This is a genomic window from Leifsonia sp. NPDC014704 (assembly GCF_043083605.1).
Taxonomy (GTDB): domain Bacteria; phylum Actinomycetota; class Actinomycetes; order Actinomycetales; family Microbacteriaceae; genus Leifsonia.
Map to the genome: position 1 here is coordinate 1235983 of NZ_JBIBYW010000001.1, position 14752 is coordinate 1250734.

13 protein-coding genes are annotated in these 14752 nt (G+C 69.9%); 2 read left to right on the plus strand and 11 right to left on the minus strand.

Translation table 11 applies throughout. The annotated features are described in order from the left end of the window. Nucleotides 1-24: 24 nt before the first annotated feature. The 5 genes from ACF1AJ_RS06040 to ACF1AJ_RS06060 form a co-directional block, all read right to left on the minus strand. Nucleotides 25-810, minus strand: coding sequence for a fumarylacetoacetate hydrolase family protein (locus ACF1AJ_RS06040; protein WP_391506539.1), 786 nt, complete (start codon nucleotides 808-810; stop codon nucleotides 25-27). After that, nucleotides 807-1682 carry a ketopantoate reductase family protein gene (locus ACF1AJ_RS06045; protein ID WP_391506540.1) on the minus strand — a complete coding sequence of 292 codons (876 nt, stop codon included), beginning with the start codon at nucleotides 1680-1682 and terminating at the stop codon, nucleotides 807-809. Before ACF1AJ_RS06045 ends, ACF1AJ_RS06040 begins: the two co-directional genes overlap by 4 nt. A 153-nt stretch (nucleotides 1683-1835) precedes the next feature. Next, nucleotides 1836-2966: a branched-chain amino acid aminotransferase gene (locus ACF1AJ_RS06050; protein WP_391506541.1), complete on the minus strand. Its 1131-nt coding sequence runs from the start codon at nucleotides 2964-2966 to the stop codon at nucleotides 1836-1838. A gap of 25 nt (nucleotides 2967-2991) precedes the next feature. Beyond that, nucleotides 2992-4047, minus strand: a complete 1056-nt coding sequence (locus tag ACF1AJ_RS06055) for a 3-isopropylmalate dehydrogenase (RefSeq protein WP_391506542.1) — start codon at nucleotides 4045-4047, stop codon at nucleotides 2992-2994. Between the two features lie 73 nt (nucleotides 4048-4120). Beyond that, nucleotides 4121-5647 carry an MFS transporter gene (locus ACF1AJ_RS06060; protein ID WP_391506543.1) on the minus strand — a complete coding sequence of 509 codons (1527 nt, stop codon included), beginning with the start codon at nucleotides 5645-5647 and terminating at the stop codon, nucleotides 4121-4123. Between the two features lie 59 nt (nucleotides 5648-5706). Between ACF1AJ_RS06060 and ACF1AJ_RS06065 the strand changes: the two genes are divergently transcribed. Further along, nucleotides 5707-6357 (plus strand): TetR family transcriptional regulator, encoded by a 651-nt coding sequence (locus ACF1AJ_RS06065; protein WP_391506544.1) that lies wholly within the window; start codon nucleotides 5707-5709, stop codon nucleotides 6355-6357. A gap of 254 nt (nucleotides 6358-6611) precedes the next feature. Here ACF1AJ_RS06065 and serA read toward each other — a convergent pair whose 3' ends face one another. Then, nucleotides 6612-8204, minus strand: coding sequence for a phosphoglycerate dehydrogenase (gene serA / locus ACF1AJ_RS06070; RefSeq protein ID WP_309858550.1), 1593 nt, complete (start codon nucleotides 8202-8204; stop codon nucleotides 6612-6614). A 147-nt stretch (nucleotides 8205-8351) separates the two neighbouring features. Between serA and ACF1AJ_RS06075 the strand changes: the two genes are divergently transcribed. After that, entirely contained in the window at nucleotides 8352-8735 is a 384-nt protein-coding gene (locus tag ACF1AJ_RS06075) for a DoxX family membrane protein (protein ID WP_391506545.1), read from the plus strand. Nucleotides 8736-8756: 21 nt separating this feature from the next. Here the strand turns inward: ACF1AJ_RS06075 and ACF1AJ_RS06080 are convergent, their stop codons facing one another. The 5 genes from ACF1AJ_RS06080 to ilvD form a co-directional block, all read right to left on the minus strand. Then, nucleotides 8757-9488 (minus strand): copper homeostasis protein CutC, encoded by a 732-nt coding sequence (locus ACF1AJ_RS06080; RefSeq protein WP_391506546.1) that lies wholly within the window; start codon nucleotides 9486-9488, stop codon nucleotides 8757-8759. An 85-nt stretch (nucleotides 9489-9573) separates the two neighbouring features. Beyond that, nucleotides 9574-10602 (minus strand): ketol-acid reductoisomerase, encoded by a 1029-nt coding sequence (gene ilvC / locus ACF1AJ_RS06085; protein WP_391506547.1) that lies wholly within the window; start codon nucleotides 10600-10602, stop codon nucleotides 9574-9576. Nucleotides 10603-10659: 57 nt separating this feature from the next. Continuing rightward, a complete protein-coding gene (gene ilvN / locus ACF1AJ_RS06090) occupies nucleotides 10660-11169 on the minus strand; it encodes an acetolactate synthase small subunit (RefSeq protein WP_309858537.1) in 510 nt (169 codons plus the stop codon). Between the two features lie 2 nt (nucleotides 11170-11171). Next, nucleotides 11172-12986: an acetolactate synthase large subunit gene (locus tag ACF1AJ_RS06095; protein WP_391506548.1), complete on the minus strand. Its 1815-nt coding sequence runs from the start codon at nucleotides 12984-12986 to the stop codon at nucleotides 11172-11174. 44 nt (nucleotides 12987-13030) lie between these two features. Then, nucleotides 13031-14725 carry a dihydroxy-acid dehydratase gene (gene ilvD / locus ACF1AJ_RS06100; RefSeq protein ID WP_309858532.1) on the minus strand — a complete coding sequence of 565 codons (1695 nt, stop codon included), beginning with the start codon at nucleotides 14723-14725 and terminating at the stop codon, nucleotides 13031-13033. Nucleotides 14726-14752 lie beyond the last annotated feature (27 nt).

Here is a 14752-nt window from a genome sequence, read left to right on the forward strand (position 1 = left end):
ACGTCTTCGATCCTACCGGGGAGGCTACTTCGGGGCGCGCACCGGATTCACCAGCGACCCGAGGCCCTCGACCTCCACCTCGACGGTGTCGCCGGCCTTCATCGGGCCAATCCCCGACGGTGTGCCGGTCAGGATGACGTCGCCCGGCAGCAGCGTGAACACGCTCGACGCGTACGCGATGATCGACGGGATGTCGTGCACCATGTCCGAGATCGGCGCCTCCTGCTTCAGCTCCCCGTTCAGGCGGGTCCGCAGCACCGCGTCGGGCGCGAGCTCCGTCTCGATGACCGGGCCGAGCGGGCAAAAGGTGTCGAAACCTTTGGCCCGTGTCCACTGGCCGTCCTTCTCCTGCAGGTCGCGCGCGGTGACGTCGTTCGCCACGGTGTAGCCGAAGATGTGCTCGGCGGCGTCCTCCGCACGGACGTTGCGGGCGATCTTGCCGATCACCACGGCCAGCTCGCCTTCGTAGTCGACGCGCTCGGACTGCGGCGGCACCACGATCGCGTCGCCCAGGCCGATCACGGCCGTGTTCGGCTTCAGGAACAGCAGCGGCTCCCCCGGCGCCTCCCCGCCCATCTCGGCGGCGTGCTCGCGGTAGTTCTTGCCGACCGCGACGACCTTCGACCGCGGGATGACGGGCGCGAGCAACGACCCGACCTTGCCCAGCGGGACGCGCTCTCCCGTGGTCTCGAATCCGACGAACATCGGGTCGCCGGCGAGCACGACCAGGGCGTCCTCGTCGACGATGCCGTAGTCGATGGCGGGCGTCGACGAGCCTTCGCGGGTGTGGCTGAAACGTGCGATCTTCACGCGTTCGAGCCTAGCGCCGACAGGATGCGCGCAAGGGAGGGCGTCGGGATGCCGTGCCGCTCACCGATGCGCAGGAGCGCTCCGCCGATGGCGTCGAGCTCGCTGGGAGCGCCCGCGGCGAGGTCCTCCTGGAGGGAGGTGCGCATCCCGCCGGGCACGCTGCGGAGGGCGCGCACCAGGTCGAGTTCCGACGCGGGGACCCCCTCGGCGGCGGAGCAGGCGACCACCTCGCGGACGACTCCCTCGGTCAGCTCGGGGTCCTCACTGAGGGCAGGCCCGGCCGGCTGCCGCCAGTAGGAGGTGAGGAGGGCGAGGGAGGCCAGCAGGCGGAACTTCGCCCAGAGGACCTCCGCCTCGCTGCCGCCGACGCGGACGCTGGGCCCGGCGTCGGTGAGCGCGAGAACCGAGGCGAAGCCGGCCGCCGCCTGCGGCGCTTCGATGCGGACGAACGGGCTCCGGTGGTCGATGACGGTGGTGGATGCGCGCAGCGCCGACACCGCGATGGATGCGCCCGCGACCGGCACACCCGGAAGGGCGGCCCGCAGCGGCTCCATGTGCTCGACGCCGTTGAGGAAGGAGATCACCTCGGCGGGTCGCGCCGCCACGACGCCGGGGAGCACGTCATCCAGTCCGTACGCATTGGTCGCGAGCAGGACGCTCGCCCCGGCCGGCACCTCCGTCGCGGCCGGGACACGCTCGACCCCGTCGCCGAAGAGCTCGCTCCGCACCTCGATGCCGTCGCGCCGGATCGCCTCGACCGTGCCAGGGCGGCCCACCGCGACCACGTCGTGCCCGGCGCGATGCAGCAGCCAGGCGAGGAGGCCGCCGACCGCGCCCGGTCCGACGACGGCGAACACGGTCCCGTCACCCATGCCTCGATGCTAGTCAGGGTTCGGCCCGAGGGCATCGTGTTCCCGCCTCATGCGAAAGGGAGGAGTCTGCGGCCGAACCGGCCGCAGACTCCCCCCTTTCGCGCGAAACGCCGACGGACGGAGCGGAAACTCCTCCGTCCGCACAACAGCGGACTACGCGTCGAGACGGTACATCCAGTTGTGACGGTCGCGCTCACGGCCGTACTGGATGTCCGTCAGCTCCTGGCGCAGCGACATCGTCAGCTCGCCGGGAGGCGCGGTGATGTCGCCGACGGTGAACGTGTCCGACTTCAGCTCGCCGATCGGGGTGATCACCGCGGCCGTGCCGCACGCGAACACCTCGACGATGTCGCCGGACTCCACGCCGTCGCGCCACTCGTCGAGCGTCACCTTGCGGCGCTCGACGGCGTGGCCGCGGTCGCGGGCGAGCTGCAGCACAGAGTCGAGGGTGATGCCCTCGAGGATGCTGTCGGACTCGGGCGTGATCAGCGTGCCGTCCTTGCGCACGAGCACCACGTTCATCCCGCCGAGCTCTTCGAGGTACTTGCCCTCGACCGAGTCGAGGAAGAGCACCTGGGCGCAGCCGTGCTCGTACGCCTCCGACTGCGGGAGCAGGCTCGAGGCGTAGTTCCCGCCGGTCTTCGCCGCACCCGTTCCGCCCTTGCCTGCGCGCGACCAGCGGTCGGACAGCCAGATGGACACCGGGGCGACGCCGCTCGGGAAGTACGCGCCGGCGGGGCTCGCGATCAGGTAGTACGCGACCTTGTTGGCCGGGCGCACACCGAGGAACGCCTCCTTGGCGAACATGAACGGCCGGAGGTACAGGCTCGTCTCCGGCGCGTCCGGCACCCAGTCGCCGTCGACGGCGATGAGCTGCTTGATCGAGTCGAGGAAGTGCTCCACCGGCAGCTCGGGGAGCGCGAGGCGGTAGGCCGAGCGCTGCATGCGGGCGGCGTTCGCCTCCGGGCGGAAGCCCCAGATCGAGCCGTCCTCGTGGCGGTACGCCTTCAGGCCCTCGAAGATCTCCTGCGCATAGTGGAACACCGCGGCCGACGGCTCCAGCTGGATGGGGCCGTAGGGCGACACGCGCGGACGGTGCCAGCCTCCCTTCGCCGACCAGCAGATGTCGACCATGTGGTCGGTGAAGTGGTTGCCGAAACCGGGGTCCGCGAGGATCTCGGCCCGAGTCGCCGCGTCTCGGGCGGCCTCGTTGCGGGTGACGTTCCAGAGCAGGCCCGAGGTCTCGGTGGGTCCGCTGGTGAGGGAGATGCTGGTCGAAGTCATGACAGGTCCTTTATGCGACGGTGAATCAATTCTGCGCCACTCGCGCGGCGATCGCTGCGCCGATCTCGGAGGTCGTTCGCGCAGCGCCCGTGCGGGCGGCGAGGTCGGCGGTCACCGCCTGTTCCACGCGTTCGGCGAGCTCCTTCTCGCCGAGGTGGCGGAGCAGGAGCGCCGTGGAGAGGATGGCGGCGGTGGGGTCGGCCTTCTGCTGGCCGGCGATGTCGGGGGCCGATCCGTGAACCGGCTCGAACATGCTCGGGAAGGCCCCGGCCGGGTTGATGTTGCCCGAGGCCGCCAGCCCGATGCCGCCGCTGATCGCGGCCGCGAGGTCGGTGAGGATGTCGCCGAAGAGGTTGTCCGTGACGATCACATCGAATCTAGCAGGATCCGTGACCAGGAAGATGGTCGCGGCGTCGACGTGGAGGTAGTCGACCGTGACGTCCGGATGCTCGGCGGCCACCGCATCCACGATCCGCTTCCACAGCGAGCCCGCGAAAGTGAGCACGTTGGTCTTGTGCACGAGTGTCAGCTTCCGCCTCCGCTGCGCGGCCTGCTCGAACGCGTAGCGCACGACGCGCTCGACGCCGTAGGCGGTGTTCACCGAGACCTCGTTGGCGATCTCGTGGGGCGTGCCCTGCCGGATCGCGCCTCCGTTGCCGACGTACGGACCCTCCGTGCCCTCGCGCACGACGACGAAGTCGACATCGCCGGGGTTCGCGAGCGGGCTGGCGATGCCCGGGAAGAGCGTCGTCGGGCGGAGGTTCACGTAGTGGTCGAGGGAGAACCGCAGCTTCAGCAGGAGCCCCCGCTCGATGTTCGCGCCCGCCAGGCGGGGATCGCCCGGCACACCGCCGACCGCTCCGAGCAGGATGGCGTCGTGCGCCGTGATGGACTCCAGGTCGGCGTCCGTCAGCACGTCGCCCGTCGCCAGGTAGCGGTCGGCGCCGAGCGAGAAGTGGGTCTTCTCGAACGAGAGCCCGCTCCCCTCCGTCACCGCGTCGAGCACCGTGACGGCCTCGGCGATGACCTCCGGACCGATCCCGTCCCCGGGGATGACGGCGAGCTTGACGGTACGGGACATGGCACTCCTGCGCTGGTCGATGGGCGGAACCGGTAGTGCCACCCTATCGCCGCGCCACGACATCCACCCGCGCTTAGGAGCGCACGTGACGCAGGGTGATGAGAGCGACCAGCGCGGCGCTCGCCACCAGGACGATGCCGATCACCGCGGTGACCCCGACACCGCTGTCGAACGCGGCGCGCGCCGAGGCCAGCAGCTGCTCGCCGAGCGGACCCGGCAGGCCGGCCGCCACGGTGACCGCGCCCCCCAGGGTCTCCCCTGCGGCGTCGGCCTGCGCGGCGGTCAGTCCCTCCGGGACGACCAGCGTCGCCCGGTACGAGGCCGTGATCAACGTGCCGAGCGTCGCCGTGCCGAGCACGGCTCCCAGCTCGTACGCCGTCTCCGACACCGCCGATGCGGCGCCCGCCTTGGCGGCAGGAGCGGTCGAGATGACGAGCTCGTTCGAGACCGTCTCGGCCCCGCCGATCCCCGCACCCAGCATCACGAATGCGGCCAGCAGGATGCTCCACGGCGCTCCCCCGCCGGTCAGCGCGACCAGCAGGTAGCCCGCGGCGGAGAGCGTCAGCCCGCCCGCGATCACGTGACCCGGCCGGATGCGACGGGCGATCGGGACGACGACGAGGCCGGCGACGATCATCGTGAGGAGGCCCGGCAGGAGCACGAGCCCCGACTGCAGCGGCGTCAGCCCGATGACGAGCTGGAGGTGCTGCGAGACGAAGAACAGGAAGCCGACGAGCGACACCACGCTCAGCAGGTTGACCACGACGGCTCCGCTGAAGGCGGGACGCGTGAACAGCCGCATGTCGAGCATCGGAACGGGGCGCCGCAGCTGCCGCCGCACGAACAGGAAGCCGCAGCCGGCGCCGAGCGCGATCGCCACCACCGCGACCGGCGAGAAGCCGTCGACCGCCAGCGCCTTGATGCCGTAGACGATGGGCGCCATGGTCAGGAGCGAGAGGACGATGCCGGGCACATCCACCGGTCCCGGCGCCGGGTCGCGCGACTCGCGCACGAGCAGGGGTGCGAGCACGAGCAGCGGGATGAGGACGGGCACCGCCAGCAGGAACACCGAACCCCACCAGAAGTGCTCGAGGAGCACGCCTCCGACGATCGGGCCGAGCGCGGAGCCGGCCGCGAAGCCGGAGGCCCAGATCGCGATGGCGAGACGGCGCTGCTCGCGGTCGAGGAAGATGCTCCGCAGCAGCGACAGCGTCGACGGCATCAGCATCGCGCCGAAGACGCCGAGCGCGGCGCGGGCGGCGATGAGCAGCTCGGCGGTCGGGGCGAAGGCTGCGACGGCTGATACGACCGCGAAGCCGGTGGCGCCGATGAGCAGCAGCCGGCGGCGGCCGATGCGGTCGCCGAGGCTGCCCATCGCCACGAGCAGCCCGGCCAGGACCAGCGGGTAGATGTCGACGATCCACAGCATCCCGGTCGCCGACGGGCGCAGCGCCTCGGAGATGGCCGGGAGGGCGAAGCTGAGCACGGTGTTGTCGACCGACACCAGCAGCGTCGGCAGCATGAGGACGCCGAGCGCCGCCCAGCCGCGCACGCCCGCGCGCGTGATCGCCGGGGTCTGGAGGGTCGGTGTCGTGGTCATGGCCACTACTGTACCGTCTGGACGGTACAGTAGCAAGATCATGCGGCTACCATGGGGGCATGCCGCCTGCCGCAGCGCCGTCCTCCCCCGCACCGCGCGAGTCCGCCGCGACCGCCGCACCCACGGCAGCCGGTGCCGCGGCCACAGCTGCGGCCACAGCGCCGTCAAGCGCGCCGGTGTCCGCGCGCGACCGCGTGCTGGACGCCTTCGAGGAGCTCCTCGCCGAGCAGAGCGAGCGCGCCGCGACCCTCGACGCCGTCGCCGCGCGCGCCGGCGTCTCGAAGGGCGGGCTGCTCTACCACTTCGCCTCCAAGGAAGCCCTGGCGGCGGGCGTGCTCGACCGCTTCGCCGCCCTCATCGACGAGGACGTCGCCGCGATGCGCGCGGCCCCGGACGGCCCGGTCGACTATTTCCTCCGGACGTCGATCCCGACCGACTCACGCTTCGAGCGCGCGATCGTGGCGATCGCCCGGCTCGCACAGGCGGCCGACCCTCAGGCGCGGGATGCCCTCGCCCGCGCGCAGCGGCGCTGGCTGGAAGTGCTTCAGGAGGCGGTGGGCGATCCGCTGGTCGCACGCACCATCATGCTGATCGGCGACGGGATGTACTACAACACGGCACTGCTCCCCGCGGCGAACAACGTGCTTCGCGACGAGACGGACATCGACGATCTGGTCGCCCTGATCCGCCGGTTCGCCGGCGACGCGTAGGTCGGAGTCCGGCCGCACGACGACGGGCGGTCGAGGGCGCAGAGCCGCACCCACGGGTTCTGACGCCGAAAGCCACCGTCGGAGAAAGTGCCCCAGATCTCCGACGGAAGGCGGTCGGGATGGAGATTCGGGTCGCACCCGCGCGGATCTCCGACGGAAGCCGGCGGATCTCCGACAGAAGGGCACAGGTCTCCGGCGGAGGCCGGCCGGAGCGCGGGGCACCGACCGGAGCGGCCGGACGCCCGCGACACCGATCAGGACTCGGTGATGTCGATCTCCTGCATCAGGTCGGCGTCGATCGCGAGGCGCACCTTCTCGAGCAGGCCGTCCGGCACCCGCGAGTCGACGGTGAGGACGCTGAGCGCCTTGCCGCCGGCCGAGGTCCGCGCGACCTGCATGCCCGCGATGTTGATCGCGGCCTCGCCGAACTCGCGGCCGTACACCGCGACGATGCCGGGGCGGTCGTCGTAGACCATGACCACGAGGTGCTCGGCGACCGGCACCTCCACGTCGTAGCCGTTGATGCCGACGATCTTCTCGATCTGCTTCGGGCCGGTCAGCGTGCCCGACACGGAGATCTGCGAGCCGTCGCTGAGCGCGCCGCGCAGGGTGATCAGGTTGCGGTACTCCTCGCTCACGGAGTCGGTGATGAGGCGAACCTCGATGCCGCGCTGGTCGGCGAGCAGCGGGGCGTTCACGTACGACACCGTCTCGCTGACGATGTTGGTGAAGATGCCCTTCAGCGCAGCGAGCTTGAGCACGCTGACGTCGTAGTCGGCGAGCTCTCCGCGCACCTCGACGTCGACGCTCGTCACCGGGCTGCTGGCGAGCCCGGAGAACACCTGGCCGAGCTTCTCGACCAGCGGGATACCGGGACGCACGTACGGGTCGATGACGCCGCCGGCGACATTCACCGCGTCGGGCACGAGCTCACCCGAGAGCGCCAGCCGCACGGAGCGCGCGACCGAGACGCCCGCCTTCTCCTGCGCTTCGTCGGTGGAGGCGCCGAGGTGCGGCGTGACGACGACGTTCTCGAGCGCGAGCAGCGGCGAGTCCTGCGGGGGCTCCGAGACGAAGACGTCAAGGCCGGCGCCGGCGATCGTGCCCGTGGTCAGCGCGCGGTAGAGCGCATCCTCGTCGATCAGGCCGCCGCGCGCGACGTTGACGATGAACGCCGTCTTCTTCATCAGCGCCAGCTGGTCGTCGGAAATCATGCCGGTCGTCTCGGGCGTCTTCGGCATGTGGATGGTGATGAAGTCGGACTGCGCGAGCAGCTCGTCGAGGGTGACCAGCTGGACGCCGAGCTGCTGCGCCCGCGCGCTCGTGACGTAGGGGTCGTAGGCGATGACGTTGGTACCGAACGACTGCAGGCGCGCGGTGATCAGGGCGCCGATCCGGCCGAGGCCGATGATGCCGATCGTCTTCTCGTACAGCTCCACACCGGTGTACTTCGAGCGCTTCCACTGGCCCTGAGCGAGCGCGTTGTGCGCTGCCGGGATGTGGCGGGCGAGGCTCAGGATGTGGCCGACCGTCAGCTCCGCCGCCGAGATGATGTTCGAGGTGGGCGCATTGACGACCATGACGCCCGCGTTTGTCGCCGTCTTGATGTCGACATTGTCGAGTCCGACGCCCGCGCGGGCGACGACCTTCAGCACCGGTGCGGCCGCGATGACCTCGGCGTCGACCTTGGTCGCGGAGCGCACCAGGATAGCGTCGGCGTCGGCAACCGCCGAGAGGAGCGCCGGCCGGTCGGTCCCGTCCACCGAGCGGATCTCGAAGTCGGGCCCGAGGGCGTCGACGGTGGCGGGCGAGAGTTCTTCGGCGATCAGGACGACCGGCTTTGTCACGTGGCAGTTCCTTACAGAGTGCGAGGGCTGGCTTGGGAGGACTGCGCCACGGTCGGTGGGGCGCGGAACGGCTTAACTCTAGCGGGACGCCACCCCCGCCTTTCGCCGCGTTACGCCCGCCTGCGGACAACCTCAGGGGAGGATGGCATGGTGACACTTCTGGAGATCGCACAGCTCATCGTCCGCATCCTGCTCACGGTGGTGTTCGTCGCGATGGGGACGCTGCACTTCGTCCCTGGGCCGGCTCGCGGCATGGCGGCGATGGTTCCGCCGGCCCTGCGGGTCGTGCGTCCGAGCATCCTGGTGGCGTTCACCGGAGTCTGCGAGATCCTCGGCGGCATCGGGCTGCTGATCCCGGCCACGCGCGTCCCCGCCGCCATCTGCCTGGCGATCTTCCTGGTGGCGGTCTTCCCGGCGAACGCCTACGCCGCGGGCAAGACCGAGCGGTTCGGGGTCTTCGCGACGCCCCTCGTCCCGCGACTCATCCTGCAGATCGTGCTGATCGCGCTCTGCCTGTTCTGCGTGCTCTAGCCGCACGCAGAGCGGAGCGCCTCAGCGCCGACGCTTCGCCGTCTCCACCGCCGCATGGACGATCCGGGCATCCGTGATGTCGTAGGTCGCGGCGCCTCCGCCCGGCCCGCTGGGCGCCCCGTGCACCGCGTCGCGCGCGGACAGATGGACCGCATCCACCCCGGTCGCCACGATGTCGGGGATGTCGTCGACGCGCACTCCCCCGCCCGCCATCACCTGCACGCGGCCGCCCACGCGATCCGTCAGCTGCCGCAGCACCGCGACGCCGTCGATGCTGCGCTCGGCGCCGCCGGAGGTGAGGATGCGCGCGACGCCGAGTTCCGCCAGCCGCTCCGCAGCACGCACCGGGTCCGGCGCGACGTCGATCGCGCGGTGGAACGTCACCGTCAGCGGCCCGGCCGCGTCCACGATGGCCGCGACGGCCTCCGCATCCACGGCCCCGCTGTCGTTCAGCGCGCCGACCACCACGCCCGCAGCCCCGGACTCGCGGGCGAACCGCACATCGGCGACCGTCAGCGCCACCTCGTCTGCGTCATAGACGAACCCGCCGCCGCGCGGGCGGACGAGTACGTGGACGAAGCCATCGCGACCGGCGTCGCGCGCTTCCGCGACCGCCCCGGCGATGAGCGCGGCGGAGGGCGTGAGCCCGCCCATCCCGAGCGCGCTGCAGACTTCGACCCGGTCGGCGCCTCCCGCCAGGGCGACGCGAACGCCGACGACGTCCTGCACGGCGATCTCGACGGCGATGCCCATGTGGCTCCTGACGCAGAAGGGTGCCGCACGCCTCGCGTGCGGCACCCTGAGACTACTGCGCAGAGCAGGGACTAGCGTGCCGCGATCAGCGCGCGACCTCGCCGTCGACGTAGTCGTCGTCGTTCGACGCGTTCCACGCGAAGAGCTTGCGCAGCTCGCGGCCGGTGGCCTCGATGGGGTGCTGCTCGCCCTTCTTGCGGAGCTCCAGGAACTCCGGCGCGCCGGCGTCCTGGTCGGCGATGAAGCGCTTGGCGAAGGTGCCGTCCTGGATGTCGGAGAGCACCGCCTTCATGTTCTCCTTGACGTGCGGGTCGATGACGCGCGGGCCGGAGACGTAGTCGCCGTACTCGGCCGTGTCGGAGACGCTCCAGCGCTGCTTGGCGATGCCGCCTTCCCACATCAGGTCGACGATGAGCTTGAGCTCGTGGAGCACCTCGAAGTAGGCGACCTGCGGCTGGTAGCCGGCCTCGGTCAGGGTCTCGAAGCCGTACTGGACGAGCTGCGAGACGCCGCCGCAGAGCACGGCCTGCTCGCCGAAGAGGTCCGTCTCGGTCTCCTCGGTGAACGTGGTCTTGATGCCGCCTGCGCGGAGGCCGCCGATCGCCTTCGCGTACGAGAGGACGAGCGGCCAGGCGTTGCCCGACGCGTCCTTCTCGACGGCGACGATGACGGGGACGCCACGGCCGGCCTCGTACTCGCGGCGCACCGTGTGGCCCGGCCCCTTCGGAGCGACCATGATCACGTCGACGCCCTCGGGCGCCTCGATGTAGCCGAAGCGGATGTTGAAGCCGTGCCCGAAGACGAGGGCGTTGCCCTCCTGCAGGTTGGCCTGGATGTCGTCGGCGTACAGGTGACGCTGCACCTGGTCCGGCGCGAGGATGACGATGACGTCGGCCCAGGCCGCGGCGTCGGAGGCGCTGAGGACGCGGAAGCCCGCCTCCTCGGCCTTCGGCTTCGACTTCGAGCCCTCCTTCAGGCCGATGACGACCTCGACGCCCGAGTCGCGGAGGTTCTGCGCATGCGCGTGACCCTGCGAGCCGTAACCGATGACGGCGACCTTCTTGCCCTGGATGATCGAGAGGTCCGCGTCGTTGTCGTAGTAGATCTCAGCCACTGGTGCTTCTCCTTGCTGGTTGGTTCGTGTGAATGGTCGGCTCGCCGTGCGGCGCGCTCAGTTCCGGAAGACGCGCTCGGTGATGGACTTGCCGCCGCGGCCGATCGCGAGGAGGCCCGACTGGGCCATCTCCTTGATGCCGTAGGGCTCGAGCACCTTGAGCAGCGCCTGAGTCTTTCCGCTGTCGCCGGTGACCTCGATCACCAGCGCGTCCGTCGCGACGTCGACGACGCGGGCGCGGAAGAGGTTCACAGCCTCGAGCACCTGCGAACGCGTGGAGTTGTCCACCCGCACCTTGATGAGCAGGTGCTCGCGCTGCACCGACTGTGCGGGGTCGAGCTCCACGATCTTGATGACGTTGATCAGCTTGTTGAGCTGCTTGGTCACCTGCTCGAGCGGGAGCTCCTCGACGTCGACGACGACGGTGATGCGCGAGAGCCCGTCGACCTCGCTCGTGCCCACCGCGAGCGAGTGGATGTTGAAGCCGCGACGGGCGAACAGTCCGGCCACGCGGGTCAGCAGACCCGGCTTGTCCTCCACGAGGAGGCTCAGAACGTGCGTGCTCATGGTCACTCCCCTCCGAACGACGGGCTGTGGTCGCGGGCGTACTGGACGTAGCTGTTGCTGACGCCCTGCGGGACCATCGGCCACACCATGGCGTCGGCGCTGACCACGAAGTCGATCACCACCGGGCGGTCGTTGGTCTCCAGCGCCAGCTTGATGGCGGCGTCGACCTCCTCCTCCTTCGTGACGCGGATGCCGAGGGCGCCGTACGCCTCGGCCAGCTTCACGAAGTCGGGGACGCGGACGGTGTCGTGGCCCGTGTTCAGGTCGGTGTTGGAGTAGCGCCCGTCGTAGAACAGGGTCTGCCACTGCCGCACCATCCCGAGGGACGAATTGTTGATGATCGCGACCTTGATCGGGATGTTGTTGATCGTGCAGGTGGCGAGCTCCTGATTGGTCATCTGGAAGCAGCCGTCGCCGTCGATCGACCACACCACGCGGTCCGGCTGGGCGACCTTCGCACCCATCGCTGCGGGAACCGAATAGCCCATCGTGCCGGCGCCGCCGGAGTTGAGCCACGAGTTCGGCCGCTCGTATTTGATGAACTGCGCCGCCCACATCTGATGCTGGCCGACGCCCGCCGTGTAGATGCCCTCGGGCCCGGTGAGCTCACCGATCCGCTGGATGACGTACTGCGGAGCGAGCAGGCCATCGCTCGTGGCCGAATACCCGAGCGGGAACTCCTCGCGGAGCCCGTTCAGGTAGGTCCACCACTCGATCAGATCGGGCTTGCCGGAGCGGGTCGCGTCCTGGAACGCGGCGGTCAGATCGACGATGACGTCCTTGGCATCGCCGACGATGGGGACGTCGGCGACACGGATCTTGGAGATCTCGGCAGGGTCGACGTCGACGTGCACGATCTTCGCGTTGGGCGCGAACAGGGAGGTGTTGCCGGTGACGCGGTCGTCGAACCGCGCGCCGAGCGACACGATGAGGTCGGACTCCTGGAGGGAGAGCACCGCCGGCACCGTCCCGTGCATGCCGGGCATGCCCAGGTGCTGCTTGTGCGTGTCCGGGAACGCGCCGCGCGCGGTCAGCGTGGTGACGACCGGCGCACCCGTGGCCTCGGCGAGCTCGAACAGCTCTTGCGAAGCGCGGGCGCGGATCACTCCGCCGCCCACGTACAGCACCGGCTTCTTGGCCTCGGCGAGCAGCTGGGCCGCTGCCAGGACCTGCTTGCCGTGGGCCTTGGTGATCGGTCGGTACCCCGGCAGGTCGACCTTGGGCGGCCACACGAACGGGGCGGTGTTCTGCTGCGCATCCTTGGTGATGTCGACGAGCACGGGACCCGGGCGACCGGTGCCGGCGATGTGGTACGCCGCCGCGATCGTCGCGGGGATGTCCTCGACGTCCTTCACCAGGAAGGAGTGCTTGGTGATCGGCATCGTGATTCCCACGATGTCGGCCTCCTGGAACGCGTCCGTGCCCATCAGGGTCGAGAAGACCTGGCCGGTGATGAACACGACCGGGACGGAGTCCATGTGGGCGTCCATGATGGCCGTGACGAGGTTGGTGGCGCCGGGGCCGGAGGTCGCCATGGCGACACCGACCTTATTGGACGCCACCGCGTAGCCCTCGGCGGCGTGGCCGCCGCCCTGCTCGTGACGGACGAGGACGTGACGGATCCGGGTGGAGTCCATGATCGCGTCGTAGATGGGAAGGATGGCACCCCCGGGGAGCCCGAAGACGTCGGTGACGCCGAGGAGCTCGAGGGTGCGGACGACCGACTGCGAGCCGGTCAGGATCTCGGGCGACGCCTTGGACGGCGTCGCGGACGGCAACACACTGCTGGGGGTTGCATCCGTGGACATGCCTGTCATCAGTCCTTACATACTGCGGTGGTGGGTGGTGGTGCGAACGGCCCCTACCCGGTGACGGCTCCTTCAGCTGCGGAGCGCACGAGCTTGGAGAACTTCGCGAGAACGCCACGGGTATAGCGCGGAGGAAGAGGCGCCCAGCCTTCACGGCGGGCGGTCAGCTCAGACTCGTCGACAAGTAGGTCGAGGGAGCGAGCCGCGATATCGACCCGTATCAGATCACCATCGCGCACGAAGGCGATGGGACCTGCGTCCACCGCTTCGGGTGCTATGTGGCCGATGCACAGGCCGGTTGTGCCGCCTGAGAATCGTCCGTCCGTCAATAGTAGTACATCCTTGCCGAGGCCTGCGCCCTTGATAGCGGCGGTGATCGCGAGCATCTCGCGCATGCCCGGGCCGCCCTTCGGGCCCTCGTAGCGGATGACCACGACGTCGCCGGCCTTGATGCTGCCCTCGGTGAGGGCGTCCATCGCGGCGCGCTCGCGTTCGAACACCCGCGCGGGGCCCTCGAACACGGCGGCGTCGAAGCCGGCCGTCTTGACGACCGCGCCCTCGGGCGCCATCGAGCCCTTGAGGATGGTGATGCCGCCGGTCGGGTGGATCGGGTTGTCGAGGGACCGCATGACCTCGCCGTCCGGCGCGGGCGGGTTGATCTCGGCCAGGTTCTCGGCGACCGTCTTGCCGGTCACGGTGAGGCAGTCGCCGTGCAGCAGCCCGGCGTCGAGCAGCGCCTTCATGACGACCGGGACGCCGCCGTGGCGGTCGACGTCGTTCATGACGTACTTGCCGAACGGCTTGAGGTCGCCGATGTGCGGGACCTTGTCGCCGATGCGGTTGAAGTCGTCGATCGTGAGGTCGACCTCGGCCTCGTGCGCGATCGCGAGCAGGTGGAGCACCGCGTTGGTGGAGCCGCCGAACGCCATCACGACAGCGATGGCGTTCTCGAACGCCTCCTTGGTCATGATGTCGCGCGCGGTGATGCCCTTCTTGAGCAGGTTCACCACGGCCTCGCCAGAGCGGTGCGCGTAGTAGTCGCGGCGGCGGTCCGCCGAGGGCGGCGCGGCCGAACCCGGCAGGCTCATCCCGAGCGCCTCGGCGACGGAGGCCATCGTGTTGGCGGTGTACATGCCGCCGCAGGCGCCCTCACCCGGCGCGATGGCGCACTCGATGCGCTTGAGATCTTCTTCGCTCATCTTGCCGGCCTTGCAGGCGCCGACCGCTTCGAACGAGTCGATGATCGTGACGTCCTTCTCCGTGCCGTCGGAGAGCTTCACCCAGCCGGGCGCGATCGAGCCGGCGTAGAGGAAGACCGCGGACAGGTCGAGGCGGGCGGCCGCCATCAGCATGCCGGGGAGCGACTTGTCGCAGCCCGCGAGCAGGACGGTGCCGTCGAGGCGCTCGGCCATCATGACGGTCTCGACCGAGTCGGCGATGACCTCACGCGACACGAGCGAGAAGTGCATGCCCTCGTGGCCCATCGAGATGCCGTCGGAGACGGAGATGGTGCCGAACTGGAGCGGGTACCCGCCGCCCGCGTGGACGCCTTCCTTAGCGCCCTGCGCAAGACGGTCGAGGGAGAGGTTGCAGGGGGTGATCTCGTTCCACGAGCTGGCGATGCCGATCTGCGGCTTCTCCCAGTCTTCGTCACCCATGCCGACGGCGCGGAGCATCCCGCGGCTGGTGGTGGCTTCGATCCCGTCCGTGACGACGCGCGAACGCGGCTTCCAATCGACTTCTGGCATGGAACAACTCTAGGACGTCTCGAATGC